The organism is Brotocaccenecus cirricatena (genome assembly GCF_020687045.1).
In the GTDB taxonomy this organism is placed as follows: Bacteria; Bacillota; Clostridia; order Oscillospirales; family Oscillospiraceae; genus Vescimonas; species Vescimonas cirricatena.
In genome coordinates this window covers 1-23,832 of the sequence record NZ_JAJEPW010000002.1, presented here as the reverse complement: position 1 = coordinate 23,832, position 23,832 = coordinate 1, and the positions used below count along the sequence as shown (strand labels likewise).

28 protein-coding genes and 1 pseudogene are annotated in these 23,832 nt (G+C 49.8%); 4 read left to right on the top strand and 25 right to left on the bottom strand.

Translation table 11 applies throughout. The features are described 5' to 3' along the window. Positions 1–17: 17 nt before the first annotated feature. From hydE to LKD37_RS01130, 8 genes are all read right to left on the bottom strand, one after another. Positions 18–1,079: a [FeFe] hydrogenase H-cluster radical SAM maturase HydE gene (gene hydE / locus LKD37_RS01165; protein ID WP_302927573.1), complete on the bottom strand. Its 1,062-nt coding sequence runs from the start codon at positions 1,077–1,079 to the stop codon at positions 18–20. Continuing rightward, positions 1,069–1,326 (bottom strand): TM1266 family iron-only hydrogenase system putative regulator, encoded by a 258-nt coding sequence (locus tag LKD37_RS01160; RefSeq protein WP_302927572.1) that lies wholly within the window; start codon positions 1,324–1,326, stop codon positions 1,069–1,071. The genes hydE and LKD37_RS01160 overlap by 11 nt, the downstream gene beginning before the upstream one ends. 35 nt (positions 1,327–1,361) lie before the next feature. Further along, a complete protein-coding gene (locus LKD37_RS01155) occupies positions 1,362–1,949 on the bottom strand; it encodes a hypothetical protein (protein WP_302927571.1) in 588 nt (195 codons plus the stop codon). A 15-nt stretch (positions 1,950–1,964) separates the two neighbouring features. Next, positions 1,965–2,810 (bottom strand): nucleotidyl transferase AbiEii/AbiGii toxin family protein, encoded by an 846-nt coding sequence (locus LKD37_RS01150; protein WP_302927570.1) that lies wholly within the window; start codon positions 2,808–2,810, stop codon positions 1,965–1,967. Further along, positions 2,807–3,400, bottom strand: a complete 594-nt coding sequence (locus LKD37_RS01145; RefSeq protein ID WP_302927569.1) for a type IV toxin-antitoxin system AbiEi family antitoxin domain-containing protein — start codon at positions 3,398–3,400, stop codon at positions 2,807–2,809. The genes LKD37_RS01150 and LKD37_RS01145 overlap by 4 nt, the downstream gene beginning before the upstream one ends. A gap of 121 nt (positions 3,401–3,521) precedes the next feature. Next, positions 3,522–4,172 carry a DDE-type integrase/transposase/recombinase gene (locus LKD37_RS01140; protein WP_302927568.1) on the bottom strand — a complete coding sequence of 217 codons (651 nt, stop codon included), beginning with the start codon at positions 4,170–4,172 and terminating at the stop codon, positions 3,522–3,524. A 283-nt stretch (positions 4,173–4,455) separates the two neighbouring features. Continuing rightward, a complete protein-coding gene (gene srtB, locus LKD37_RS01135; protein ID WP_302927567.1) occupies positions 4,456–5,241 on the bottom strand; it encodes a class B sortase in 786 nt (261 codons plus the stop codon). Then, on the bottom strand, positions 5,225–5,845 hold the full coding sequence (locus LKD37_RS01130) for a recombinase family protein (protein ID WP_302927566.1): 621 nt from the start codon (positions 5,843–5,845) through the stop codon (positions 5,225–5,227). Before LKD37_RS01130 ends, srtB begins: the two co-directional genes overlap by 17 nt. Before the next feature lie 240 nt (positions 5,846–6,085). On the opposite strand from LKD37_RS01130, the gene LKD37_RS01125 reads away from it, so the two are divergent. Next, on the top strand, positions 6,086–6,244 hold the full coding sequence (locus LKD37_RS01125; protein ID WP_302927565.1) for a hypothetical protein: 159 nt from the start codon (positions 6,086–6,088) through the stop codon (positions 6,242–6,244). Positions 6,245–6,422: 178 nt separating this feature from the next. Here LKD37_RS01125 and LKD37_RS01120 read toward each other — a convergent pair whose 3' ends face one another. From LKD37_RS01120 to LKD37_RS01110, 3 genes are all read right to left on the bottom strand, one after another. Next, positions 6,423–6,641: a hypothetical protein gene (locus tag LKD37_RS01120; protein ID WP_302927564.1), complete on the bottom strand. Its 219-nt coding sequence runs from the start codon at positions 6,639–6,641 to the stop codon at positions 6,423–6,425. Between the two features lie 347 nt (positions 6,642–6,988). Beyond that, a complete protein-coding gene (locus tag LKD37_RS01115) occupies positions 6,989–7,129 on the bottom strand; it encodes a hypothetical protein (protein WP_302927563.1) in 141 nt (46 codons plus the stop codon). Beyond that, positions 7,126–7,785: a DUF1836 domain-containing protein gene (locus LKD37_RS01110; protein WP_302927562.1), complete on the bottom strand. Its 660-nt coding sequence runs from the start codon at positions 7,783–7,785 to the stop codon at positions 7,126–7,128. Before LKD37_RS01110 ends, LKD37_RS01115 begins: the two co-directional genes overlap by 4 nt. A gap of 39 nt (positions 7,786–7,824) precedes the next feature. Between LKD37_RS01110 and LKD37_RS01105 the strand changes: the two genes are divergently transcribed. Both LKD37_RS01105 and LKD37_RS01100 read left to right on the top strand, forming a co-directional pair. Further along, positions 7,825–8,658 carry a DegV family protein gene (locus LKD37_RS01105; RefSeq protein ID WP_302927561.1) on the top strand — a complete coding sequence of 278 codons (834 nt, stop codon included), beginning with the start codon at positions 7,825–7,827 and terminating at the stop codon, positions 8,656–8,658. Next, positions 8,655–9,263, top strand: a complete 609-nt coding sequence (locus tag LKD37_RS01100) for a hypothetical protein (protein ID WP_302927560.1) — start codon at positions 8,655–8,657, stop codon at positions 9,261–9,263. The genes LKD37_RS01105 and LKD37_RS01100 overlap by 4 nt, the downstream gene beginning before the upstream one ends. Positions 9,264–9,339: 76 nt before the next feature. Here the strand turns inward: LKD37_RS01100 and LKD37_RS01095 are convergent, their stop codons facing one another. From LKD37_RS01095 to LKD37_RS01030, 14 genes and pseudogenes are all read right to left on the bottom strand, one after another. Continuing rightward, the gene (locus LKD37_RS01095; RefSeq protein WP_302927559.1) at positions 9,340–10,008 is read right to left on the bottom strand and encodes a GTP pyrophosphokinase; all 669 of its coding nucleotides are present in this window, start codon (positions 10,006–10,008) and stop codon (positions 9,340–9,342) included. Between the two features lie 20 nt (positions 10,009–10,028). Next, the gene (locus tag LKD37_RS01090) at positions 10,029–10,355 is read right to left on the bottom strand and encodes a Fur family transcriptional regulator (RefSeq protein WP_349048698.1); all 327 of its coding nucleotides are present in this window, start codon (positions 10,353–10,355) and stop codon (positions 10,029–10,031) included. A 16-nt stretch (positions 10,356–10,371) separates the two neighbouring features. Further along, a pseudogene (locus LKD37_RS01085) lies at positions 10,372–10,560 on the bottom strand (hypothetical protein); the annotation flags it as partial. A 239-nt stretch (positions 10,561–10,799) separates the two neighbouring features. Beyond that, positions 10,800–12,212: an ABC transporter ATP-binding protein gene (locus tag LKD37_RS01080; RefSeq protein ID WP_302927558.1), complete on the bottom strand. Its 1,413-nt coding sequence runs from the start codon at positions 12,210–12,212 to the stop codon at positions 10,800–10,802. Continuing rightward, positions 12,209–12,907, bottom strand: coding sequence for an energy-coupling factor transporter transmembrane component T family protein (locus LKD37_RS01075; protein ID WP_302927557.1), 699 nt, complete (start codon positions 12,905–12,907; stop codon positions 12,209–12,211). Before LKD37_RS01075 ends, LKD37_RS01080 begins: the two co-directional genes overlap by 4 nt. Then, positions 12,904–13,506 (bottom strand): MptD family putative ECF transporter S component, encoded by a 603-nt coding sequence (locus tag LKD37_RS01070; RefSeq protein ID WP_302927556.1) that lies wholly within the window; start codon positions 13,504–13,506, stop codon positions 12,904–12,906. Before LKD37_RS01070 ends, LKD37_RS01075 begins: the two co-directional genes overlap by 4 nt. A gap of 130 nt (positions 13,507–13,636) precedes the next feature. After that, complete coding sequence (locus tag LKD37_RS01065; RefSeq protein WP_302927555.1) at positions 13,637–14,188, bottom strand: serine hydrolase domain-containing protein; 552 nt, start codon at positions 14,186–14,188, stop codon at positions 13,637–13,639. A gap of 19 nt (positions 14,189–14,207) precedes the next feature. Continuing rightward, positions 14,208–14,771: an L-2-amino-thiazoline-4-carboxylic acid hydrolase gene (locus tag LKD37_RS01060; protein WP_302927554.1), complete on the bottom strand. Its 564-nt coding sequence runs from the start codon at positions 14,769–14,771 to the stop codon at positions 14,208–14,210. A 40-nt stretch (positions 14,772–14,811) separates the two neighbouring features. Continuing rightward, a complete protein-coding gene (locus LKD37_RS01055) occupies positions 14,812–16,575 on the bottom strand; it encodes an ABC transporter ATP-binding protein (protein ID WP_302927553.1) in 1,764 nt (587 codons plus the stop codon). Beyond that, complete coding sequence (locus tag LKD37_RS01050) at positions 16,575–18,326, bottom strand: ABC transporter ATP-binding protein (protein WP_302927645.1); 1,752 nt, start codon at positions 18,324–18,326, stop codon at positions 16,575–16,577. Before LKD37_RS01050 ends, LKD37_RS01055 begins: the two co-directional genes overlap by 1 nt. Then, positions 18,326–19,717: an ABC transporter ATP-binding protein gene (locus LKD37_RS01045; RefSeq protein ID WP_349048696.1), complete on the bottom strand. Its 1,392-nt coding sequence runs from the start codon at positions 19,715–19,717 to the stop codon at positions 18,326–18,328. Before LKD37_RS01045 ends, LKD37_RS01050 begins: the two co-directional genes overlap by 1 nt. Before the next feature lie 65 nt (positions 19,718–19,782). Continuing rightward, complete coding sequence (locus LKD37_RS01040; protein ID WP_302927551.1) at positions 19,783–20,481, bottom strand: energy-coupling factor transporter transmembrane component T family protein; 699 nt, start codon at positions 20,479–20,481, stop codon at positions 19,783–19,785. Beyond that, a complete protein-coding gene (locus LKD37_RS01035; RefSeq protein WP_302927550.1) occupies positions 20,482–21,084 on the bottom strand; it encodes an MptD family putative ECF transporter S component in 603 nt (200 codons plus the stop codon). Positions 21,085–21,168: 84 nt separating this feature from the next. Further along, positions 21,169–21,783: a TetR/AcrR family transcriptional regulator gene (locus LKD37_RS01030; RefSeq protein ID WP_302927549.1), complete on the bottom strand. Its 615-nt coding sequence runs from the start codon at positions 21,781–21,783 to the stop codon at positions 21,169–21,171. Between the two features lie 425 nt (positions 21,784–22,208). On the opposite strand from LKD37_RS01030, the gene LKD37_RS01025 reads away from it, so the two are divergent. Continuing rightward, positions 22,209–23,798 carry a PucR family transcriptional regulator gene (locus LKD37_RS01025; protein ID WP_302927548.1) on the top strand — a complete coding sequence of 530 codons (1,590 nt, stop codon included), beginning with the start codon at positions 22,209–22,211 and terminating at the stop codon, positions 23,796–23,798. Positions 23,799–23,832 lie beyond the last annotated feature (34 nt).

Genomic DNA, 23,832 nt, shown 5'->3' with positions numbered 1-23,832 from the left:
TTTCTTTTCGGTCAGACTCAGTTCTTTCCGTCAGATGTTTTTATGTCGCCTCTCGATTCGGCGACGGAAAAGCCTATTGAGGCGAGGCTTCTTTTCAACGCTTCAAGGTTCTGTGCAGATTCTGAACCCGTTGAGAGCTTATTGTCGTACAAAATGTACTTGCTCCTAACTTCGACCGGTGACAGGTTCGGCATGACGACATTTGCGCCTGCAAGGATTCCTTTCAGCCTTCCGTCCGGTTCGATTGAGCCAAGAGCCGTTGTTGCCGGAAGCAGAATGTTCGGCTTTATCAGCCTGATCAACGACAGCAGGAAGCATGTCAAATCTGCCGAGCCTGCACGAAAGCCTCCGAACGGCGTATCTTTTTGTGGAATGAATGGTCCAATTCCGCACATTTCCGGCGAAAACTCCTCAATGAATTTTAGGTCGGAAGAAATGTTTTCAAGAGTCTGGAATGGTGAACCCACCATGAAACCACAGCCGACGGTAAAGCCGACCTCTCGAAGCGATTCAAGGCACTGCACACGGTGTTTATAGGACATCTCGCCCGGATGGAGTAAACCATAGTGCTTTTCATCCGCCGTCTCGTGCCTCAGAAGGTAACGATTTGCGCCCGCATTGAACATTTTTTCATATTCGTCCCGTTCGTACTCTCCAAGGGAAAGGGTTATTGCACAATCGGGAAATTCACCGCGTATTTCAGATACGATGCGGATTACCCGTTCAACAGGAAAAGCTCCCTCTCCGCCTTGTAAAACAAAGCTTCTGAAGCCTATTTCATGTCCTTCCCTGCAGCAAGCAAGGATCTGTTTATCGGTGAGCGTATACCGTACACATTTGCCGTTTGATGCTCTGATCCCGCAATAATAGCAATTGTTTCTGCAAATGTTTCCTACCTCTATCAGCCCTCTTATGAAAACCTCCGTACCGTAAAGCCTTCTGCGTTCCTTATCAGCAAGCGTTGCTGCGTGAACGTGTTCCTCAACGCTTGCATTTTCAAGCAGCGCAAGGTACTCCTTTTTTTTAAGGCGGTGCTCTCGTGCGAGTTTGTCGATCAAAGAAACAGTATCAGCCCTCATCTGTGACTTTAGAGTATGCAGTTTTAACGCTGATGCCGTGAATATTTCCAAGTTTTCCTGCAAGTGAGGAGATTTCATCCTGTGGCGCGTCTATTGCAATGGAGATGATATTGATTCCCCTCGCACGATAGGGAATACCCATCCTCCCGATAATATGCTCTCCATAATGGTGGAGAACCGCATTCAACTTCTCGGCGGCGTCGTCGTCTTCAACTATGACAGCCATTACGGCAACTCTTGTCTGCATTTTCAACATCCTTTCACAAAAATAGCTGCACCTAACTAAAAGGTGCAGCTAAACACATTACAAGCGAAGCTCCTTTCAGTCAGGATAAAAAACCTTTTTGTCAGGTGCACTTTTATCTTAACAAAAAGGGTTTCGACTGTCAATGCTCTAAGTATCAAGCCTACATCTATTAAATCTGCGCCAAGAATCTCGGTATTGATTGTTCGTAGAAAACCATCAAACGCTTTTTCTTCATCGGCGATAATATCATCTTCACGCTCGACGATTTTGAACATCTCATTCAGCCCAATCACCCAGCCCCAAATGGGATCATGCTCCGAAATGAAGTAGGCCAGCAGTCCGAATACCGCTGCATAGATCAGCGTGAGCAGCCCGCCGACGAGCCAGAAGCCGATGCTGGTATTTTGCAGCCACAACAGCAGCAGAAATGTTGCAATGCCGATCACAATGCACAGCACCGGATGAATTGCGGTAAACTGATTGCAGCACACTCCGGCGGCGATGCCGAGAGCGATGCTGTCAAAGAGAATGATATGCCCGAAGAATAGTCCGATCACCGAGCAGACAAGCCCGATGAAAAGCCCAATCGCCATAATCGCGCCCTGCGCTGCCAGCCAGCCCATAAGGAAGCCTTTCGTTTACGCCATGATTGCGTCCATAATCGTTTGAATGGTATTACAGGTATCATCAAAGGAAATATCCTTTGCGTACTCATACTCGCGGCTGTATTTCTCCCACAGCCTACGGAGTGTATCACTTTCGCGGATCTCTTTCATAATCTCCGGGTAGTCTGTCAGCATTACGCCGCTGCCGCGTTTCTGCGTTGTCCGTTCCAGCGCCCGGCGCAGCGTCGCTTTGTCACATTCCGCGCCGCGCAGCGCGTACAGGATATGTACGTCGTAATAATCTCTCGGACGGGTATTTGCAATATTGCGGGACAGCACCGTTTCCAGCTTTTCCGCCAGCACCGTTTCAAGGTTGTAGGCAAGAATACTGATTGTGCGGTCATCGAACAGCAGCGAGAATGAGTATTCCACCTCACGGGGCGTTATCATGTCGCCCGTGGTGACATCCACCGTCAGCGGTACGCTGATCGGCGGATAGTTCGCTTTCAGCGCGACCCGGATGCCGGGGTAATCGTCGGTTTCCCGAATGTCAGAGATACCGACGACCTCAAACTGCACGTCGTCGGCAATCTGGACAGCGCAAATCTCTGTAAAGATTTTGCGGATTGCTTCATGCGTCAGGGTGAAGCCCTTGATCGTTGTGTCCAGATCCATTGTTGCCCGTGTGTCCAGCCCCACAATGGCGGAAATCAGGAATCCGCCTTTGAGAATGAAATTGTGTTGATAGGGCGAGAGCGAAATCCGTTCCAACAGCCGTTCAAGCATATAGTTCTGCATGACGAGCTGCGCCGAGATATGCTTCTCCGCCGCTTTGTTCTTGATAAAGGCTTTCAGCTGCATCGGATTTTTTGTAATCATAACAAAACCTCCATGTATCGCAGCACCTTGGGCTTCACACGAAGCTGGTCTGCGTACTGCATCAGTTTGTGAATGTTCTTATCTTTGGATGCCGCATAGCGTTTCATGGCTTCACCGACGATTTGAATATCGCTGCCGCTGCCGCGCAGAATGTCACACAGCGTCCGTTCCAAATCGTAAACACGAATCGGATTGCCGGAGGGGGATTCAATTTGAGTTTGTCCGAACTCATAGTTCTCCGGCACAACGCGCTTGATGATTAAGTTCTCCTGCTTTAAGGACGGGGCATTGTAGCCCTTGGGAAAGGTCATCGTATATTTCGCCGGGGTACGGTCTGAATAGCCCAGCAGATACAGAGCGGTATCGTGCGAGTAAATCCCGCGCCCATACTTGCGCTGCAAGAGGTAGAAATCGTCCTCCCATGCGCTGCTCCGCACATACAGGCCGCGCCCAAAGCGGTACATCTCGCCGCTCTTGACAAATTCCTGTAAAACGCTGCGGTGCAGTCCGGCTTCCGTTACCTGCGCTGCGGTGATCGTGCCGTCCTCCGATGCTTCCAGTAGCTCTTCGATTTTTTCCTTGGCGTTCATGCTTCTCACCTCGCTTTGACAATCACACATTATATTATAAATAAATAATGTGCGGTTGTCAACCACGAAACGACGAACACACATTAAATTGTTTGAAAATAATGTGTGAATGCCAGAGAAGCTACAAGGCTTTGTCCTGTTCCTGCCCACGATTGGGGGACAGGATGCTGTCAATATTCTGCTTGACGGCATCGTATTCCCGCATACGTTTTTTCAGGCTTCCGTACTCAGCGTACAGCCGATCCTTTTCTTCGGACAGTCTGGAATATTCCTCGCGCAGCTTGGCAAGGTCGGGGAGCTTGTCACCGACACCCGCTGCTTTCAGCGCCCGCGCCGATGCTTCAAAGAGAATGATTTCGCGCTCACGTCCGCGCAGATACTTTTCCTTGTCGCGGGATTTTTTGTATTCGCTATACAGCGGCTTTAGCCCCTTGTAGGTGGTGGTATGCTTTATCAGCAGCGCCAGATCCTGATACGATTTGTTGAGAACAACCTCGTCTTTTCCGTGTTTCTGCACATCGGTTTTCAGGTTGTCGCACTGGATGATCCGGGTGACGCCGCCGAAGTATTTGTAAGCATTCACATGGGCAGTGGTCCATGACTCCTGGTTCATGGAGAAAAAGGCTTCTACATAGCTGTAGCCGCTGTATGGCAGGGTTGCCACGAACACATAGGCCGGGATAATTTCACCGGTGTCTGTGTCAATAACAGCGGCAGTGTCGTCGGCCCAGTCCACCTGCATAACCTCACCGGGCTTGTGGCTCAGGTGCATGGTAGCGTTGACCTTTACCAGATAGTTGGCATAGTACTTGCTGAACTGGGTGGACTGGTATGGAATCTCGCCCGCCGCCTAGCACCGGTCGCAGTATTCCAGCCACAGCAGGTTCAGCGTAACACCGCTGCGCTAGAGTTCCTTGTGGACATATTCTTTCGTCGGCGAGGTGGACTTGCCCGAATAATGCCCGACATGTCCGGCACAGCTTATGGGTTCCGGATGTGAATGGAAAATTTTATCACTTCTATTGCTTTTTTATCTAACACAAGTTAATGGTTTTTCATCGAAGCACCCCTGCCAGCACAAAACGGGCATCATCAAACTCATAGCTACAGGTAGAGAGCGTTAGAATGTGATCAGAGATATTCGGTGCAATCTCGCTGGTGAAGCAGGAACGGTCAGCCGCATTCTGAAGCCAGACTTCAAATTCCGCTTCCGTAAAACCAATTTCCCACGCATCGTCCTGTGGTGCGGCAACATACCCCGCGAAGAACACTACTTTATAGTTTTTGTCCGGTGTTATCAGCAGCGCGACCGGATGCTCATCAAAGAACTCCTGCTTTTTATATTTATCAAGGTCTGTAAACATTGTGCCGTTCTTCATATGATGTCCATAAATTATGGAGTGCCGGTCGGCAAAACTTGCGTCGTTTCGGAAATCCAGGAATATACAGCCGGATCCATTCCACTCGCCGCTGAACAGGTGCTTCAAATAATAGCTGTTTTCCTCTCCCTGTACAATCGGATAGTTGATCTTCGTTCCTTCAATGTAGATCCATGCAACGATATCAGGGTTGATCTCACGCAGTGCAGCAAAATCCACCTCAGGCCAAACCGTGTCGTCCTCATCAGGAAGTGTTTCTGCCCCGGCTGGTTTGTTGATAACAGGTGGCTGTGGTTCAGCAGCTTTCTGTGGAAGCAAAATCATGTGACTGATATCCTCGTAAGCAGCTTCACCGGTGTGATACTCGGATCTAATCACCCATATCTTCCATGCAGAAAACGACATAACTGCGAGAAGAACGGCTGTGAGGCCGCCTAATAACAATTTATTTTTCAGTTTCATGTTTTTCCTCCTGCTGCTTCACTAATCGGTAAAATGTGCTCCTCTTTAGGCCTAGCTGGCGCATTGCAGCAACTGCCATAATCGTACCGGCCTTCCAGTCTGAATAGAATTGATTCCAGTTTGGCGGAAAGTCTATCATTGGGCGCCCCAAATGCTTCCCCGCCTCTTTTGCAATGGCGATCCCTTCAGACTGTCGCCGCTTTGTTGTGATACGCTCCTGTTCAGCAATACTCGCAAGTACTTCAATCAGGATGTTGTTTATCATCTCAAAAATCCAGTCCTGCTCATCAGGAAGCTCCACCATGGTAGTCGGGATGTCAAGGATTTTGATCCGAATGTGGTGCTCCCGGAAGTATTCCAGCTCTTTCTTGATGTCAATCTTTCTCCGACTGAGTCGATCCAGCGATTTAACAATCAGGGTATCTCCGTCGCGGAGAAAGTGATTCTTCAGCGATCGGTACCCCTCACGCTCCAAATCCTTGCCGCTTACCTTGTCCGTAATGATATCCCGCTCCTCTACACCGGCATCCATGAGGGCTTTGAGTTGCCGATCCAGATGTTGTTCTCTCGTGGATACACGGGCATAGCCGTATGTCTTTTTCACCTTGTTTTCATCTCCTTTTCCGTTTCAAAAGCTCATGCCTTTTTCGGACATATCCCAAAATGACAAAATAACTTTTTCGGACACAAAATCATATCCCGATTGTCTGCCTGTTGGTAACGCCGAAAAGGTAGACCTTTTCAGATATCCTATTACACGGAGGAGAGAGATGAATTACAGCAAACAGTTGTTGCAGTTTCAAATAGGGGCAGATAGGAGACTTGGAAAAGAGAATTCTGAAGTATGGCAAACAGCTCACTTCCTTTGAACTGCAACGATCGTCCTGTTTTCTCAAAAAGTCTCCCTCAAATCAATGCACAATATCACTGGACGGAGAAAATGACTTTCTCTTTTGTCATTGCGATAGACTTTTTTGATTTTGGGGATAAAAAAGACCGCTGACTGTACGCACACGGCGCGGGTCAACGGTCAGTTTTTCGGTGTTCGGTTTTTATGTTCAGCTTGACAAACTGGAATTTTTCTTTTTTATTCGTCCAAAGCGTCACAAAGCTTGTCCATAATTTCAGAAAGAGCAGTTGGAATTCCTTCTTCCCAGCTTGGACTTTCTATCAACTGAATTTTACTTTTCACCTATTGCCTTGAAACAGACCACTGCACCGCAAATAAAAAATATAATGCAAATAATGAGTGGGATTATTAAGTCTAATCCCAACAAACTGCCTAAAATACCAGTAATTCCGTTATAATCCAACTGGTAAGGTGCCGCAGAGCATAGAATAATTATTGAACCAAGAAAACCCATTAGCTGCCACACAATTCCTAAAATCATTTTTTTCATACAATCACATTCCTTTATCAAATTCTAATTTGCCTATTGATTAACCATTTTAATTTTAGCATAACTTTTTGAATTTTCCTACCTCACGCAAGACCTTGGCCGCTCGTGTTTTGAGGGGTTTGTTAGCCAGATAAACTGGAATTCTACTTATCCTTTCTTAGAGTATACAGTCTAACGATGTGTGGAATTGCAGACGGAAGAATAAGCAATAACCCCAGCGGGTAATCCATAACTGATACTATAACCGCTCCTACAAGTAAAATTGCCAATCCAACAACCGATAACAGAAAATCTTTTTTCTTATCCATATAAAATTCCTAATTGAATTCCGATTAGTTTGCTTCATATTATTCGCGTTCAAGCTTGCTGGTGGCGAACAGCGTTTTATGCTGTTTGCGAACGGCAAGTCCACAAGGGATAGGCATGCAAGCATCGCAAGGGAGTGTAGCTCCTTTGGCGGAACGAGATAGTGAAACATTCTCGATCATGTTTGCTGTTCATCTGGGGCTTTTTCCCTCTGCTTTTGATATTCTTCCAGATACCGATCCAGATAGACCTTGTTGACGGTGGCCACGATCGTGTTGCGGAGAAGATCCTTTGCGTCGGATTGTGTCTTGCCGAGGCCCTCTCTTGCGGGAGCTATGCCGAACGCCGCGCCGAGCATATTCTCAAACTCATCACAAAAATAGTCATATGCGGTCGGAAGGGTATAGTTGTCCCCCTGTATGCTGAACATCATTCGAAGCCCTTCCAACGGGACAACGGGCTTGACTACCGCGATGAACAGGAGCCGTGAAAGGTGCTCCGCCGTGTATGACTTCTTTATGGGGGATGAGATCAGCCCCTGCTTCACGTAATTGCTCACCATTGAACTTGTCAGCTCCGGCTCCCCCAACGGCGCAAGGTGTGTGTTGACATAGCGTACCACCTGCTCCAGATAAAGCCCGACATTCGGAATCTGTGCATACCGCGGTAAGCGAAAGCCCTCAATAGTCTCTATCATATTATTCACTCCCTTTTCCATGCAGCCATTATACACGGGTATTTTCAATCTTTCAACGGTTTTTAAAATCTTTTTATCGGTTTTCTGAAAACTGTTGACGGAATGATAAAAACCTGATAGAATTTCCGTGTCGGCTTCCAAAGCCGGTTGAAATGTTTCTTGTTATTCGGAGGACACACCATGAATCAGTTTCGTATCGTTGCAGACTCCAGCTGCGACCTTCTCACACTGGATGGAGCGGACTTCATCAGTGTCCCGCTCTCAATACGCACGGACGCCGAGGAGTTTTACGATGACACCAACCTTGATGTTGACGCGATGGTCAGCACGCTCCGCGACACCAAGGGGCGTTCCTACAGTGCGTGTCCGAACATCGCAGACTGGGAAAGCGCATTCGGTGAGAGCGGCAATGTAATTGCATTTACCATTACGAGCGCTCTTTCAGGCAGTTATAATGCTGCATGCGTGGCAAAGAAGAATTGTGAGGAACGCAACCCGGCCCGGCGCATCTATGTTGTGGACTCTCTCTCCGCCGGGCCCGAAATCGCCCTTCTCATTGAAAGGGCTTTATATGAGCTGCGTTCTCATGCGGACTTTGATAAAGCATGCGAAGCCTTGAATACATATCAGGCCCACACGCACCTGCTTTTTGCATTGGAATCCATGCACAACCTTGCACAGAACGGCCGTGTCAGCAAGCTCGCCGCAACAATGGCAAGCGTCCTCGGGATCCGCGCCATCGGGCAGGCCAGCGCTGAAGGTATGCTTGAGATGCTTGGAAAATGCCGTGGGGTTCGTAAAGCGCGGCAGTTTATGCTGAGCGAAATGGTGGAGCTTGGCTACAAGGGCGGGAAGGTTCGGATCGGGCATTGTCAGAATGCGGCGCTTGCGCTGGAGCTTTGCGCCGAGATCCGGCAGCGATTTCCGGCGGCAGACGTGAGAAGCTATCCACTGCGGGGACTGTGCAGCTATTACGCCGAGCGCGGCGGGATTATGCTGGGCTTTGAGTCATGAGAGCAGGCACAACCAATGAAAAGGGAAGATGCGCCGGAATCTTTCATCTGATCGTGCGCATTCTAACCCTACCACCCATCGTCATCGGTATAACAGTGCTTCTGATGTATGCCCCCGCAAAGCTTATGACACTGCGTGAGCTGCTCCTGTGCGAGTTGTTTTTGCTGCTCATCCCCATGGCTGCATATCCTATACGGGAGATATTTCACATTGGAAAGGATCGGAGAAAGGGACAGCGCAGCACGGCGCTGGTATGCAGTGCCATCGGATACCTGTGCGGGTTTCTCTGGTCAATACTGACCCCGTGCTCCTGGCTCGTCCACATTCTATTCCTCTCCTATGTCATTTCCATCGCAGCACTGCTGATTCTCAACGCCGTTTTCAGGCTGCACGCAAGCGGCCATGCCTGCAGCACGACGGCACCTGTGTTTCTGCTGACGTGGAAGCTGCATCCGCTTTTTATTATACCGTCCGTGCTGCTGATCGCAGCGGTCTATCGATCCTCTTTGAAGCTGTCACGCCACACCCTGCCGCAGCTCCTGATTGGCTCGGCAGTCAGTCTGCTCGCCTGTGGTATTTCACTGCTGATCTACGGACTCGGCTGACAGCCACGCAACCCGATAACTAAAAAATGCGCCATACCACTATTGCGCAATGTGGTATGGCGCATTTTCTGCGCAATCACTCCCGATCCTGTTTCTTTGGCTCACTCAGGGCTGGAGACGCTGTGTTCTTTTCCGCCGCCTTGATCCGCCTGTACATATCCTGCATCTTCCGGTCAATCTCGGCAATCTTACCTGAACATTCGAGCATCTCCTCATTGATGCCCTCCGGCAGCTTTGTTTTGTCTACCTTATATCGGATGTCATGCTCCAAACTGGCCCAAAAGTCCATGGCGATCGTGCGGATCTGTATCTCTGCGGTCACATGCTCCGTCCGATCTGACAGATACACCGGCATACGGATATCCAAATGCAGCGACCGGTACCCATTGTAGTTTGGCGTGCGTATATAGTCCTGCCGTTTGATGATCTCAATATCCGTCTGGCGCTCCACCATTTCCGCCACCCGGTACACATCGTCAATATAGCTGCATACCACTCTGACGCCGGCAATGTCGTTGATGCTCTCCCTCGCCGCCTCAATCGTCGGCGGAAGACCCTTCTTTCGTAGCTTTGCCACCATGCTTTCTATGGCCTTTACGCGGCCCTCGATGTGATGGATGGGATTTCTGGCATAGAGCACTTTGAACTCATTGTTTAGTATTTCAAATTTGAGGGATAATTGCTTTACCGCTGCATCATATAGATTTTGCATCAGCCGGATCTCATACGGGTCGTTTCGAAGCATTTTACCGTTTTCCCCATTTATCATTTCTTTGTCAACCATCCTTTTTCGCATTCTCTCTGGCATTTCGAACAGAGGCCTTCCACAATGATCCGATGCCGGTTGATTTGACGGCCGGTCATCCCTGCAACGGTTGTATCGATCTTTGTCCGGTAATCTAAAGGAGCATCTACTGCCGTACCGCATTGCATACAGTTCAGATGATTGTGCATGTCTGTTCGGCTGTCATACCGATCCGTACCTGGAACGCGCACATGACAGATTTGCCCGTCAGCAGTTAAGCGCCCCAGGTTACGGCAGACCGTTCCGCAGCTGATTTTATCATCCACTTTGCAGACATCCTCATATATCCTTTTATTGGCGGTCTTTTAGGAAGAGAGCAGCCATCTGCTCATAGCCCTCCTTCCTGGCCTTGGCTGCGAAGCAGGTGTACTTGTTCCGGGTCTAAGGCTCTCAGGCAAGGGGCTTTCAAAGGTTCTTTTCCGTCTGTGTGCCTGCGTATTTGTTGGTGTTTCCAATATTGACACGCCCCTTTCTCGCCCGGAAATCAAGCATATTTGTTACACTATCATCAGGAAGTGTTCCTAATAATAGTGTAAATGAAACGAATTTGCATGTCAACCGATCGTTGTATGAGAACTTGCTTGCGGAGATCATCCTATTAGAGGAACGCTATGCGGAAAAAGACTCTGCCGGCATTCTATCGTTGCCAACAGAATGCTATCATGACTTCTATATTATACGATTTAGATTCGAAGAAACAAATACGCTACATTGCTGATCTTTTGTTTCATCTATGCAACATCTCCCCCTCCAAACTTTACACCGATCTTTGCAATTCTGTCGCAGCAGCTCTCGATCAGCTCCCTGTCGTGGGTGATCACGAGAATGGTTCTGCCGTTCCGCGCTTCGCTTTTCAGCCTTTCCGCGATCAGGCGCATATTCTGCCCGTCAAGGCCGCTGGTGGGCTCATCGAGTATCAATATCCTGCGGCCGGAAAAGATGGCGCAAGCAATGGCAAGCCGCTGCTTCTGCCCGCCGGACAGGGCGGACGGGTGCGCATCCCTGTACTCATAAAGCCCAAACTCTTTGAGCAAATATCTGGCACGGTCCTTGTTTTCTTCCGTCAATTCGGTATTCAGCAGCAGCTCCTCCGCCACGCTTGCCGTAAAAAACTGCGTTGATGTGTCATTGCCGCAGTAATAGATCTCCCTGCGCCGGACCGCCGCTCTTGCTTTTTTTCCATCTATCAGGATATGCCCCCTTGTCTGCCTTGTCAGCCCGCAGAGGATCTGCGCAAGGGTGGTTTTCCCCGCGCCGTTTTGTCCCGTTATGGCGGTCACGCCGCCCTCTGGAACGGACAGCGAAATATCCTCAAAAATAACTTCTTTGCGTATTCTTTTCGAGAGCCACGCTGTCTTCAAGACGGCAGGGCTTTCGTCCAATACGGAGGGAGCGGGAAGGCACTTTCCCTCGTGCGGAGAGCGCAGACCCATGTGCAAAATGTCCTTCTCCGGCAGAAGAAGCAAATCCTCCGGTGTATACTCAGCCGCTATTCTGCCGTCCCGCAGATATAAAAACCGGTCTGCGATCCCCATCAGCCAGTCGATCCGATGCTCCGCGAGGAGCAGGGTAAAGCCCTGCTCCTTGAGCTGCCGTAGGGTCTGCGCAAGCTGCCTCGTCCCGGCGGCATCGAGGTTGGCCGTCGGCTCATCACACACAAAGACCTTTGGCTTTATGGCATATACGGAAGCAATGGCCGCCCGCTGCTTTTCTCCGCTTGAGAGGACGTCAACTGCCCTGTCTTTCAAATGGGACAGCTGCAACGCCTCTATGGCGGCGTCCGTCCTCTCCCGTATCTCCCGGGCGGAGAGGCCGTAATTCTCGCAGGGAAAGGCCACCTCTCCGGCAAGCTCGGAGGAAAAGAACTGGCTTTTAGGGTCCTGAAAAACGCTTCCCACCAAACGCCCGATCTCCCATGTGGAAAGCCTTGATATGTCCTTGCCGTCTATCCTCACGCTTCCGCTGAAGGCTCCGGGGTAATAGGACGGCGCAAGCCCGTTGACAAGCCTTGTCACGGTGGTCTTGCCGCAGCCGGAAAGCCCCGTCAGCACGACGCATTCGCCGCTTTTTACTGAAAGGGAGATGTCCCGCACGCCTCTGTCTGAGTTTTCGTATTGAAAGGAAGCGTGTGTAAGCTCAATCATGCCATGCTCCTTTCCAATACCAAATAGGAAGCCGTGACTATCGCACATACGGCTGCCGCGATGTGATCCCGCGCCCCGATCCTTTTCTCATAATAGCTGCCGCGCACGCCCGGACGCTCCGCACCCCTTGCAACGGCGGAAACGGAAAGCTGATCGGCAAGCTGCAACACCCGAAGGAGAAACGGAACCAGCACATACTCCATGCTCTGCACGGGATGCGCGAGCAGCTGCCCCGCCGCGGTCAGCCCCCGGTTTTTCATCGACCTGCCTACGCCTTTCAGCTCCGTCCGCATGGTAGGGAAGAAGCGAAAAACCACAAGAAGCCCGAGAATGAACGAGGTGGGCATACGGAGGCGGGATAAGAACGCGGAGAGCATCCCCGGCGGCGTGGTGATCAGATCCCATGACACCAGAAAGATCGGTGACAGATTCCAGAACATCAGAACATAAAATTCCGAAAAGATCGGCATGTGCAGCCCGTGGAAGCGGATGCCGTACAGCAGCAGCGCCAGCAGCAGATAAAAGCAGCCATAGGACGCGGCAAGGCGGAAATTTCTCTGTAAGACGAGATAAAGAAGCGCCCCGCCGGTCAGGATGCAGGTAAGCAGCACATTCCCGCCGATGGTTACTCCGGCAAAGACGCACAGCAGCGCCCACAGCTTGACCGGCACCGCGAAGGATGCGTCCGCCCTCATAGAACGCCGGCCTTCTTAAAATGCCTGCGGATCAGCCGACTGCCCACCATGCAGCCTAAAAAGCCCATCAGTGTCGTAAACAGCAGAATAAAGGCCAGCCAGCCGGGAGAGGTGTAGTAACGCACATAGGAATCGATGTAGCTCTGCTCCATACCGCTTGCCAGCGCAAAATCGTAGTAGGTGTCCCAGAAGAACCAGATGGGCAGCAGATTGACCCCGTTGTATAAAAGGCTTGCCACCGTCCAGGCGGCGGTCAGCCGTTTCGGCTTTTGGCAGGAGCCTTCCTTCCAGAGAATCGCCTCGCAGAGGATTCCCACGAGAACATAATAAGGAAGCAAGAACCAGTTGCCCATCAGCAGGAAAATCACGCCGAGGATCGTCATATAGATCAGCGTCACAAACCGCTTTCCGATCCGGCTGACCATGAGCATATAGACCGGTGCGCAGAGGAACATGGTGATCCCCACCGACAGCACCATGCTGACAAAGTCGTTGGCCATGCAGACCATATTGACGACGAGCTGGATCACGATCAGCACTGCGGAGAGCAGCACCGTTGTAATAACATCCTTAACCGTCCACTTTTTCTTTTTGTCCATAAATCCATTCCTCCGTTTTCTGTTAATTTATACTACTGTTAAGAATCCGAGCATCCACGCAGATATAATTTGCAATGCAAATAAAACAATCGTAAGGACCGGTGCTCTGGTTTTTCTCTTTACGGCATGGCTAATTCCCGTGAAAAACCCGCAGATGGCCGCTGCAATTCCTACACCTGCTACATAGTACTTCTTTGAAGGGGATTTCCTTACTCGCGCTGTAATAGCGCAAATCCAGCAATTCTTCCTCAAATCCTGCCGTATGGTTCATCAGGTGGAGAAAAGTAACCGGCTCAGCGAATCGCAGATTTTTCAAAAAGCTGTCCGGCAGATAGGTGCGGATATCCGTTTCCAGATCGACTTTCCTATCCTCAACAAGCTGCATCACGCTGACCCACACAAAGGTCTTTGATATGGAACCCCATTCAAAAACCGTGGTCTCCGGGTCGATGGCCGTATTGTTCTCTAAATCAGCAAGGCCATACCCCTTCGCAAATACCGAATTGTCATGCTCCGAAATTACGACACACGCGCCTGGAACCGTTTTGCCAATATATTTTTCGGAAACAGCGTTTGCGCTTGCCTCATATGTGTCCGGTGCACCGGATGCATATGCAGAAGGAGCGAGGAACGCAATCATAATCAGCGCCGCAAGAAAGCATTGGAGGGTCTTGTATCTCATCAGTCTTTCCATAGGGTCATTACTCTATCGTCAGTCTAAAATCACAGCAGTCTCCGCCCTGTCCGAGCGTCTTTGTCCGTCCCCATTTGAGCTTTGGATGCATATGCCCGTAGGCCTCGTCATCCGCGCGGCAAAAGCCGGCCACAATCTCCGGGCAGCCGTATTTCACACAGGTGTCCTGATAGGGGCAGGCCAGCATGTCGAAGCACATTTCCTCTTGCTCTGTTCGTATCCAATTAGCCCGAAAACCGCAGTCCTCTCCAAAGGAGCTTTTTGTCATTTTGGCAAAGAACCTCGGCACCAGCTTATACAGACCCGGTATCTTCATTGCCCCTTGGATTTTTGCACCAACGCCCGCTGCCCGCTTTTCATAATATCTATTCAGAAAAGCCGCCGCTTCCTCACGGGAGATTCCATTTCCCGTCATGGCGTCAAAGGCGGCGATGGCAGGATAGATGCGTTTCCTCGTATGCATATACATCTTTTTCGGCTCGTCGGCGTTTTCATCTACGATTTCCGCATAACGCCTCCATGCATCTTCTATGATCGCGTCTGTCTTTTCCGCGCCATACTGTTTTTCCATTGCAGATACCGCTCCGGTCAAGTATCTTTTGTCTAACCTTCTATCCATGTGCTTTCCCGCCTTTCAGCGTCCAGCCGATTGCCTGGCTGCGCATTCCCACAAAGCGTCTGTACAGGCCGTCTTCGCGCATCAGCTCCTTATGGTTTCCGCGTTGAATGATCCTGCCGTTCTCCAGCACGATGATTTGATCTGCCGTGCGCACGGTGGACAGACGGTGGGCAATCATCAGGATCGTTTTGCCTTTTGTCAGCTCCCGGATGGCCTTTTGCAGCTCCTGCTCGTTTTCGGGATCCACGCTGGCTGTGGCTTCATCCAAAATGACGATGGGTGCGTCCTTCAGAATTGCCCTTGCAATGGAGATTCGCTGCTTTTCCCCGCCGGAGAGGCTGGAGCCTCCTTCGCCGATCTTTGTCTGATAGCCATCGGGCAGCGTCATGATAAAGTCATGGCAGCAGGCCTTCTTTGCGACTGCTATGATTTCATCCTCGCTTGCGTCCGGTCTGCCAAACCGGATATTGTTCTCGACGGTGTCCTCAAAGAGATACACATTCTGAAATACGATGGCGAAATTCTTTAGAAGGCTGCCGCTGGTATATTCCCGCACATCCCGGCCGCCGAGCGTAATCTGTCCATCCTTCACATCCCAGAAACGGGCAATCAGACCGACCAGCGTGGTTTTTCCGGCGCCGGAGGGACCAACAATGGCGCAGGAGCTTCCCTGGGGTACGCTTAAGCTGATTTGATGTAATACCTCCTTTTCCCCGTATCCAAAGGACATATTCTTCACTTCGATATTGAAATTTTCCGGCACAAGATCAGCCCCGTTTTCGTCCAGGGATGGAATGTCCATGATGTTATCCAGCCGGTCCAGGGAAGCCTCCACCGCGCGGGCAATGGAGGACATACTGCCCGCCACCTCCACGGCGGCATAGATCATGAAGCTGGACACGAGAAGAAGCAGGCACTTCTCCGGCGTGATGCTTCCTCCTGCCAAAAGATAGGGCGCAAAAACCAGAATAGCCGCCCGTGCGAGCTTGAATACCGTCTGATAGAGCGCCGTCATTTTGGAAAACGCCTTTTCAAGCACGATATTTGCCTCTTTGCTTTCCTCGATTGCGGCGTCAACTGCTTTTCCGGTGCGCTCCGCCAGCCCAAACGCCTTGACTACGCCCATGCCCTGCACATATTCCAAAACGGCAGTGACCAGGCCAGCCTGTGCGGCCTGACGGCGGGGCGCGTATTTCCTGCCGACCTTGCCAATAAGCGAATAAACAATGAGCGCCACGGCAAGCCCGGCCAAAGAGATCAGCCCGATCCGCCACTCATAGATTATAAGCCAAACGCCAATCACGATGGCGTGGATAAACCCGCCCGCCACATTTTCCATAATGGTAACGGACTGCTGCTCCAGATCACCAAGGGTGGTCGTCACCGCCGCAGTGATATCACCGAGCCTGTTTTCATTGAAATAGCCCATAGGAGCTCTTTTCAGGCGTTCGCCGATCTCCATGCGCTTTTCCGACCCGAACGCGAAGCTGCCAAGAGTTCTGGCATTGGCAGAAAGATTGACAAATACAATTCGCCCTACAATGGAAACAATCATGATGCCAAGCGAAATCCAGATCGTGCTTTCAGGCATAACATCGCCGGAAAGCTGCTTCAGGATTCCTGTGAGCACCGTTAGAATGGCCATGATTGGGATCATCTCAAAGAACGAGCTGACAAGGTATGCAAGGAAAGAGCGGATAAGACGCTTTTTCTGTAAGCCCGAGAACAACAGAAGTCTTTGAAACAACCTTATCATCACGCCACCTCCTCTGCGGTATCCTTGCCCTGCATATGGGCTTTCCACAATTCCTTGTATAGATTGCTTGTTTCAAGAAGCTCCTCATGGGTTCCTTCCGCAGCGACATTTCCTTTATCCACGACAAGGATCTTGTCTGCTTTTGTAATGGTAGACAGCCGATGCGCAATGACGATCAAAGTTTTTCCTGCTACAAGCCCTGCGATGGATGCTTGAATAACGGCCTCATTTTCAGGATCGGTAAATGCCGTGGCTTCATCCAGCACCACGATCGGGCTGTTCTTTAGGATTGCCCTTGCAATGGCGATACGCTGCCTTTCTCCGCCGGAGAGGTGGCTTCCCGCATCGCCCGCCAGCGTATCATAGCCCTCCGGCAGAGCGGCGATGAAATCGTGACAGCTCGCTTTTTTTGCCGCTGCCTCGATCTCTGCGTCTGTGGCCTCCGGTTTTCCGATGCGAATGTTTTCCCGGATAGACAGATGGAACAGGAAGTTATCCTGTGATACATATGAGACAAGCTCCATTATCTGAGGGAGAGGAATGTTCCGTACGTCTACGCCGCCAATACGGACGCCACCGCTCTCCGCCTCCCAGAAGGAGGCGATGAGCCGCGCAATGGTAGATTTACCGGAGCCGGAGGGACCCACAATGGCCGTCATACCGTTTTTTGCGCAGTCAAAGGAAATTCCATGCAAAACCTCCGTCTCTTTGTATCGGAAGGTAACCTGATCAAAGGATACGTCGGCGTCCACAAGGACAGCTCTCTCGGTCGGCCGCACAAGCTCCGGCTCATCCAGAAGATTCCCTACCTCTTTTACGGTGGAATCCACCATGGCCAGGCTGTCGGTGTACTGCAATGCCTGAATCAGTGGTTTTACGAGTCCAAGGGCGAGAATGATGCAGGTAATCAGCGTACCCGCTTCGACCCTTCCGTTTATAAAGAGCCAGCTCCCCAAGGGCAGCACGCCCACAAGCGTTGCCGTCAGGATGGAAAGCCCCATCACATAGTAGCCGTTGGTTTGCTTGAACCAGGTCACTTTGGCGGTCTCGTTCTCCGCCACGGCGTCGGCGTATTTTTTATATGAGCGTTCACCCTGATTGAACGTCTTCACCACTTCGATGCCGCCGATGTATTCCACCGTTGCGGCATCCATGTTTTTCCCTGCGGCAAGTACTCTGGCATATCTCTTCTCGTAATCCTTCATCATTCCCATATAGCAGAAGGCACCCACCGGAATCGTCACAAGAGATATCAGCGCGAGTCTCCAATCAAGGCTAAAGAGGTAAACGAGCATTAGAACTGGGATTAGGATGTTGGCAGTGAGCTCCGGTACCATATGCGCCAGCGGAAGCTCCAGCTTTTCCACGGTGTCCACGATGATCGTTTTGAATTTCCCGGACGGCGTATCAAGGATCGTTCCCATGGGGACACGGGAGAGCTTCTCTGTTATCGCCATGCGGATATTCCGCAGAATGATAAAGGCAGACTCATGGCTTTTCATTGTAGAAAAAGTTCCAAACCACACCTGCCCGAGATAGCCCGCAAGAGCAATCAATGCCAGAAACGCCAACTTGCTGAAAGCATAGTCTTCGTGGCAGATCATAATGATCCCGCGGGACACCGCGATATAGGGGATCATGCCGCAAAGCGCCCCCAAAACCGCAAGTATGACGGAGCCGATCAGTTTCCCTTTGCACGGCTTCGCAAAATCCATCAGAATCGTCATCGCCGAGTTTTCTTTTCCCGCCATCATTCCTCACCTCGTAAAAGTCTTACAATCTTTTCTTTCTGCCCACCGGAAAGATCCTCCACGATTTCTCCGTCCCGAATGAACAGTATTCTTGTGCAAATCCGCATCATAAACTCAATATCATGTGTGATGATCAAAATCACCTTGCCTTGCGTCGCAAGGCTTCGTGTCAAGGCACCGACCTCTTCCATGCTTTTCAGATCCAGTCCGCTGGTAGGTTCATCGAACACCAGCAGCTCCTTGCCGCAGATATCGCTCACCACAACCGCAAGGCGCTGCATCTGCCCGCCGGAAAGAGACAAGGGATGCCGTTCCTTATACGCCAGCAGATCCACCTTTTCTAATGTGCGGTCAATCTCGTCTTTGTTCGGAGCTTTTATGCCAAGCGCGCATTCCGCCGCCACGCTGTCGGTAAAGAGCTGGTGCCCCACATCCTGCATGACCATGTATGCCTTTTTCCGCCTCAACCGTCGGCTCATCGGTTTTCCAGCCCACAAAACAGTGCCAGCGCTGTTCTTTTGCAATCCGCAGAGCATTCTGGCGAGGGTCGATTTCCCGGCGCCGTTGACGCCCGCAATGGCGATGATTTCTCCGCGGCTTGCCTGAAAAGAGAGATTATTCAATACACTTCGGCCGCCGAGACGGACGCTGATTTTCTGAGCGGAAAGCAATCCATCGGCAGCGATTGTTTTCACACTGCCCGATTCGGATACCGACAGATCTCTGACACGCAGTCCCATTCTGCGAATATCCGCTTCAGGCAGCGCCTTGAACGCTGCAGCCTCCATGTCCGACGCAATCCGGCCATCCTGCATATAAACGACGCGATCCACAATGTCCATCAGATACCAGATGCGGTGCTCTGCGATCAGAATGGTCTTTCCTGATATTTTCGCCCGTTGGATCAAATCAGCCAATTCTCCGATGGCCTTCATGTCGAGATTCGATGATGGCTCGTCAAACACAAGGACATCGGGAGCCGAAGCATATACGCTGGAAAACGCGATCTTCTGCTTCTCGCCGCCGGACAGTTCAAAGATATTTCGACCCCGGAGCTCGCTAAGATGCAACTCCTCCGTAAGTTCATCTAATCGGGAGCGCAGAGTCTCTCGCGGAATGCCCCGATTTTCAAGCCCAAACACGATCTCGCTGTCCGTATCCGTATTGAAAAACTGCGTTCGAGGATTCTGAAAAACCGTCCCTACCGCATCCGATAGCGCAGCAATCTCTGTCTCCCGGGTATCCATACCGTTTACGTTCACCTGCCCCGAAAGATTGCCGTGGAAGAAATGGGGAATCAGTCCGTTTGCGAGCCGTGTAACTGTTGTTTTTCCACATCCGGACGGCCCGCAAAGCAGCACGCATTCGCCGGACCGAACAATAAGGTTCAAATCAAGGACTCCGCCGTTCCCGCTTTCAGCGTATGTAAAAGAGACATTTTGGAACGATATCATAATCAAAACACCCCTTTCATGCCCGCGTATAGCATGCCGGCAACGAGCGCCGCGTAAGCAATTACCACCAGCAAATCAGCAAACGAAAACGCGATTTCCTCTATACAGCTTCTTTCACCTGTGTGCTCAATGCCTCTTGTAATCGCTGCCTGCGTAATCTCGTCCGAAATCCTGGAAGCAGAAACAAGCAGGGGAACATAGACATGCTCCATCGTCTGTATAGGATGGCTAATCAGCCCAGCCGCGGACGCTGATATCCCTCGCAGCGCCATGGCATCCCGTATGGAGGCCCACTCTTCTCTCATGGTCGGGAAATAACGGAGCGTAACGGCAAGAGCGATCGTGAGTCCTTTCGACAATCGGAGCTTTGTGATCGCCGCAAGAAATTTACTTACGCTTGTCGTTGCAATCAGAAAGCTGCCCAGCATAAAACAGGGAAGAAGCTTGCGGATATACACTGCAAACATATAGACGATTCCGCCGAAAGTCACGGGCAGCCTCGGTACGATAAAAAGCTGGATCAGCAGAAGCGTGAGAAAAAAAGCTGCGTATTTCAGCATTCTTTTCAGATTGCCGGAAGTGCTCAGAAGTACAAGCGGAATCCCCGCAAGCACACACTCCACCGCGATGCTTTTATTCATAAAAACGGAAACGCTTGTGACCGCGAGAATCAGAAGCTTCGTCCGTGGGTCGAGTCTCATTTATACAACCCCTGCTTTTTCAAAGTGTTTTTTCATAAGCTTCTTTCCAATCAGTCCGCCGATGATCGCGCAGACGATCGTCCCGATAATCATTGCGGGGATCGCCCACCAGGTAGCCCCGATCGAATGAATCACTCCTTCAAAGGAGGCGAAGTCGCCTTTATTCTTCATAAAAGCATCAAATTGTGCGGGCATGACAACCATTGGAATATATGCCCCCATCGGCGCAAGCGCCATGACGCAGTAGGCAAGCAGGTTTTTCTTAAAGGATCTGAAATCAGCAGAAGCGCAGATAAAATCCGCGATCACGCCGAAAACCAGGAAGAATACGGACATCATCCAGAACATTCCCGTAACAAACAGCAAAATCGCCGCGATTACACCGAGAATGGAGAGAGCTCCCTTCTTCGGTATTTTTGCCACATAGAGCATGAAAACTGTCCCCGTAAAGAGCGCCACGATCATTGGCATAAACGGGAAAGTGACCGGCGTCATCTGCGCAACCCCGCCAATCACAAACGCCACCACAGCATAGATGAGCGAAAAGATGCCCACCGATATAAAGTCCCTTGTTTCCAGCTTCTTCGCATCTGTTTTAAGCATAATAAATGACCTCCAATTTTATATTGTTCAGTTAGAGTAGGCTAACTCGCGTGTAAAAAATTAAAGTGATTGTATGATTGTGTATTATTCCAGCCGGAGCAAGCCTTCCCAGCCAGAGTTGAAGAACTTTGCAAGCTCCTCAACATACCGCACAGCTTCTTCTTTGGGCATATCATGGACAATCGTCTCACATACCGCCGTAAAATAGGCGCTGGTAATCATGTGGTGAAGCTGCTTTGTCATTTTCCCGGAGAGCTTTCCTCTTTTGCGGAGAAGTGCGTAGTATTCCTCTGAGCACTTTACCTCCAGTTCCACAAGCTCCTCCAAAAAATTTGCATAGCGCGTACCTTCCGCCCGGCAGAGGATTAGCTTGAAGGCATCAAAATGGGCGTACATATATTCCACAAAGACGCGCAAATACTCATTGGACAGCTTCAGGCTGTCCTTCGTCTTTTCCTTGGAGACAAGATCGAAATGGGCGGTCTGTGCGGCTTTGAACTGCTCCAGCAGTCCCTTTGCTGCCTCGCCCACAAGATCTTCAAAAAGCGCGGCCTTATCCGGGTAATAGCCGTAAAAGGCGCCCTTCGTGAAGCCTGCCTCCGCAACGATTTTATTTAGAGATGCGTCCTTGAAGCCCTTTTCCAGAAATTCTTTTTTCCCAACTTCGAGGATCTTCATTTGAGTTTCTGTACGTTCCATTGGCGCCTCCCGATATACTGGCAGTATATACTGCTGGTATATTATAACCGAGCAGATTGAGTTTGTCAATAGGATCTGCATTTTCCGGTTGCCATGCTTTTCTACTCTGTGGGACTGAAGTGTTATCGAGCAGTACTCTCTGCTGATTTAACATATAGCAGAGCAGCACCAGATCGAGGCCACTTTTCCTTTGGATACAGGAATATATAGAAGATTTCCATACGCTTTTGTTTTTTCGCTGTACTTTGAGAAGAAATCTGTGATATACTTTCAATTATAGGGATGAGCAAAACGTGAGTTTTGCAAAACCGATACACAATATATAGTGTTCGAGTAAGTTAAGCGGAACCGTTTATTGTATTTCTTCTTGAGCAAATCGGAGTTTTGCTCAACCCTGTATTTAATTACTGTAGGAGGTGATGCGAATGATCACGGTCGCGGATGTCATGAAACTACCATCTATGTATGGCGCAACTATTCTCGCAGGCCATGCCGGAATGTCAAACCCTGTTGAATCAGTTACCGTTTTGGAGTATGGGTGGATTACCAACACGTTGGATGAATTATTTTCCAAAACCGAGTTTCAAGGGAATGATCTGATTATTACCTCGTTTGCCACAATTGCAGACAATGTTGAGGCACAGTGCGAAAACATCCGTAGATATCAAGCAATGGGGAGCGTTGGGTTTATCCTTTTTTACATCGGGTTGATCCTTCCAAGCGTGGATGATCGGGTTATTGCCTGCTGCAATGAACTTGATTTAGTATTGATTACCATGCCCGAGGATATAAGGACCCATAAATATAGTGACGTGATTGGCGACATATATCATGCGATTTTCAAGGATCAACAGGCAGGTTCAAATTATGTAAGTACACTTATTCGCCGGTTTTCTAATCTTCCTGCAGAGCAGCGCAACACAAACACATTACTTCGTATGCTCAGCAACCACTTGCAGGCATCAATTATTCTAACAGATTACAAAAAATCAATCAGCAATATCGCGTGCTGGCCGCAATCGCTATCGGAGCTATTAAGCAAGGAACTAAAAAAACAACTGCAAAAAATGCAGGGTGAACAAGCGGTCAAGATCTCTTATGATGATGGTGCAAATTATTTGCAACACTGCCCAACACTTTTGGAGGGCAAAGAAGGTTTCGATTTATATACTTTTAAGTACAATGAATTACTATCAAGAGAAGATCTGTGGCAGGCGAGTGAATTTGTCCAGCTATATAGCCATATTTGGAATAAGGATCTGGGAAAACTTGTAACATCAGAGCTGGTTCGAGCCATCATTGACGATGACCCCTTGAAAATGAGGCGATTAGCAGACTTGTTCCAAATTAATGTTGCGGAGCTGAATCAAATGTGGGTGTTTGCTTCTGTTGATTCTTCAGAGCCGGATTTGAAATTGCTGAGGAAATGCACAGAGTACTTTTCCGGAATATACAAAACGGTTTTGGTCGGTTTCTATGAATCCAATATGGTGATTTTTGCCCACGCTCCCCAAACGGCAGGTGAACGAGATTCTATCGTGCAAGATTTCATTAACGAGTCGGCGGATTCTTATAGTAACTACGTAGTGGTTTGCTGTGATTGCCTCAATACGACCAATGATGCCCATAACGCATACTTTGATGTCATGCAGTACGCTTCTTTTGCCAGAAGCATCTACCCGCAAAAGCGCGTCTTACGTCCATCGGATGTTTCCTTTGCCCAAATATGCGCAAAGGAAAGTGCTTGCAGGGAAACTCAGATTCGCTATCTAAAAATCATAGAAGACATTGAAACAACGCCTGAGTTGCTGACAACCTTGACCGCATATTTGCTAGACTATGAGAGCAGCATGGCAAATACCGCAAAAGCACTTTGCTGCCACATCAATACGATAAAATATCGATTAAATGCTATCCGCGACAACACAGGCTATTCCCCGTCTAAACCAGCAGACGCATATCCACTACTGATTGCTGTTGCAATCAATCGCATGAGAGATTCTGAAAATGAATAATAAAGAAAAGAGCGGCGGGTTTGTCCATTTGGAC

Coding starts and splice junctions, on each gene's coding strand:
- hydE (WP_302927573.1), bottom strand. CDS start 1,079: ATGAGGGCTGATACTGTTTCTTTGATCGACAAACTCGCACGAGAGCAC.
- LKD37_RS01160 (WP_302927572.1), bottom strand. CDS start 1,326: ATGCAGACAAGAGTTGCCGTAATGGCTGTCATAGTTGAAGACGACGAC.
- LKD37_RS01155 (WP_302927571.1), bottom strand. CDS start 1,949: ATGGGCTGGCTGGCAGCGCAGGGCGCGATTATGGCGATTGGGCTTTTC.
- LKD37_RS01150 (WP_302927570.1), bottom strand. CDS start 2,810: ATGATTACAAAAAATCCGATGCAGCTGAAAGCCTTTATCAAGAACAAA.
- LKD37_RS01145 (WP_302927569.1), bottom strand. CDS start 3,400: ATGAACGCCAAGGAAAAAATCGAAGAGCTACTGGAAGCATCGGAGGAC.
- LKD37_RS01140 (WP_302927568.1), bottom strand. CDS start 4,172: ATGCACCTGAGCCACAAGCCCGGTGAGGTTATGCAGGTGGACTGGGCC.
- srtB (WP_302927567.1), bottom strand. CDS start 5,241: ATGAAACTGAAAAATAAATTGTTATTAGGCGGCCTCACAGCCGTTCTT.
- LKD37_RS01125 (WP_302927565.1), top strand. CDS start 6,086: ATGGCAAACAGCTCACTTCCTTTGAACTGCAACGATCGTCCTGTTTTC.
- LKD37_RS01120 (WP_302927564.1), bottom strand. CDS start 6,641: ATGAAAAAAATGATTTTAGGAATTGTGTGGCAGCTAATGGGTTTTCTT.
- LKD37_RS01115 (WP_302927563.1), bottom strand. CDS start 7,129: ATGATCGAGAATGTTTCACTATCTCGTTCCGCCAAAGGAGCTACACTC.
- LKD37_RS01105 (WP_302927561.1), top strand. CDS start 7,825: ATGAATCAGTTTCGTATCGTTGCAGACTCCAGCTGCGACCTTCTCACA.
- LKD37_RS01100 (WP_302927560.1), top strand. CDS start 8,655: ATGAGAGCAGGCACAACCAATGAAAAGGGAAGATGCGCCGGAATCTTT.
- LKD37_RS01095 (WP_302927559.1), bottom strand. CDS start 10,008: ATGCTTCGAAACGACCCGTATGAGATCCGGCTGATGCAAAATCTATAT.
- LKD37_RS01080 (WP_302927558.1), bottom strand. CDS start 12,212: ATGATTGAGCTTACACACGCTTCCTTTCAATACGAAAACTCAGACAGA.
- LKD37_RS01075 (WP_302927557.1), bottom strand. CDS start 12,907: ATGAGGGCGGACGCATCCTTCGCGGTGCCGGTCAAGCTGTGGGCGCTG.
- LKD37_RS01070 (WP_302927556.1), bottom strand. CDS start 13,506: ATGGACAAAAAGAAAAAGTGGACGGTTAAGGATGTTATTACAACGGTG.
- LKD37_RS01065 (WP_302927555.1), bottom strand. CDS start 14,188: ATGAGATACAAGACCCTCCAATGCTTTCTTGCGGCGCTGATTATGATT.
- LKD37_RS01060 (WP_302927554.1), bottom strand. CDS start 14,771: ATGGAAAAACAGTATGGCGCGGAAAAGACAGACGCGATCATAGAAGAT.
- LKD37_RS01055 (WP_302927553.1), bottom strand. CDS start 16,575: ATGATAAGGTTGTTTCAAAGACTTCTGTTGTTCTCGGGCTTACAGAAA.
- LKD37_RS01050 (WP_302927645.1), bottom strand. CDS start 18,326: ATGGCGGGAAAAGAAAACTCGGCGATGACGATTCTGATGGATTTTGCG.
- LKD37_RS01040 (WP_302927551.1), bottom strand. CDS start 20,481: ATGAGACTCGACCCACGGACGAAGCTTCTGATTCTCGCGGTCACAAGC.
- LKD37_RS01035 (WP_302927550.1), bottom strand. CDS start 21,084: ATGCTTAAAACAGATGCGAAGAAGCTGGAAACAAGGGACTTTATATCG.
- LKD37_RS01030 (WP_302927549.1), bottom strand. CDS start 21,783: ATGGAACGTACAGAAACTCAAATGAAGATCCTCGAAGTTGGGAAAAAA.
- LKD37_RS01025 (WP_302927548.1), top strand. CDS start 22,209: ATGATCACGGTCGCGGATGTCATGAAACTACCATCTATGTATGGCGCA.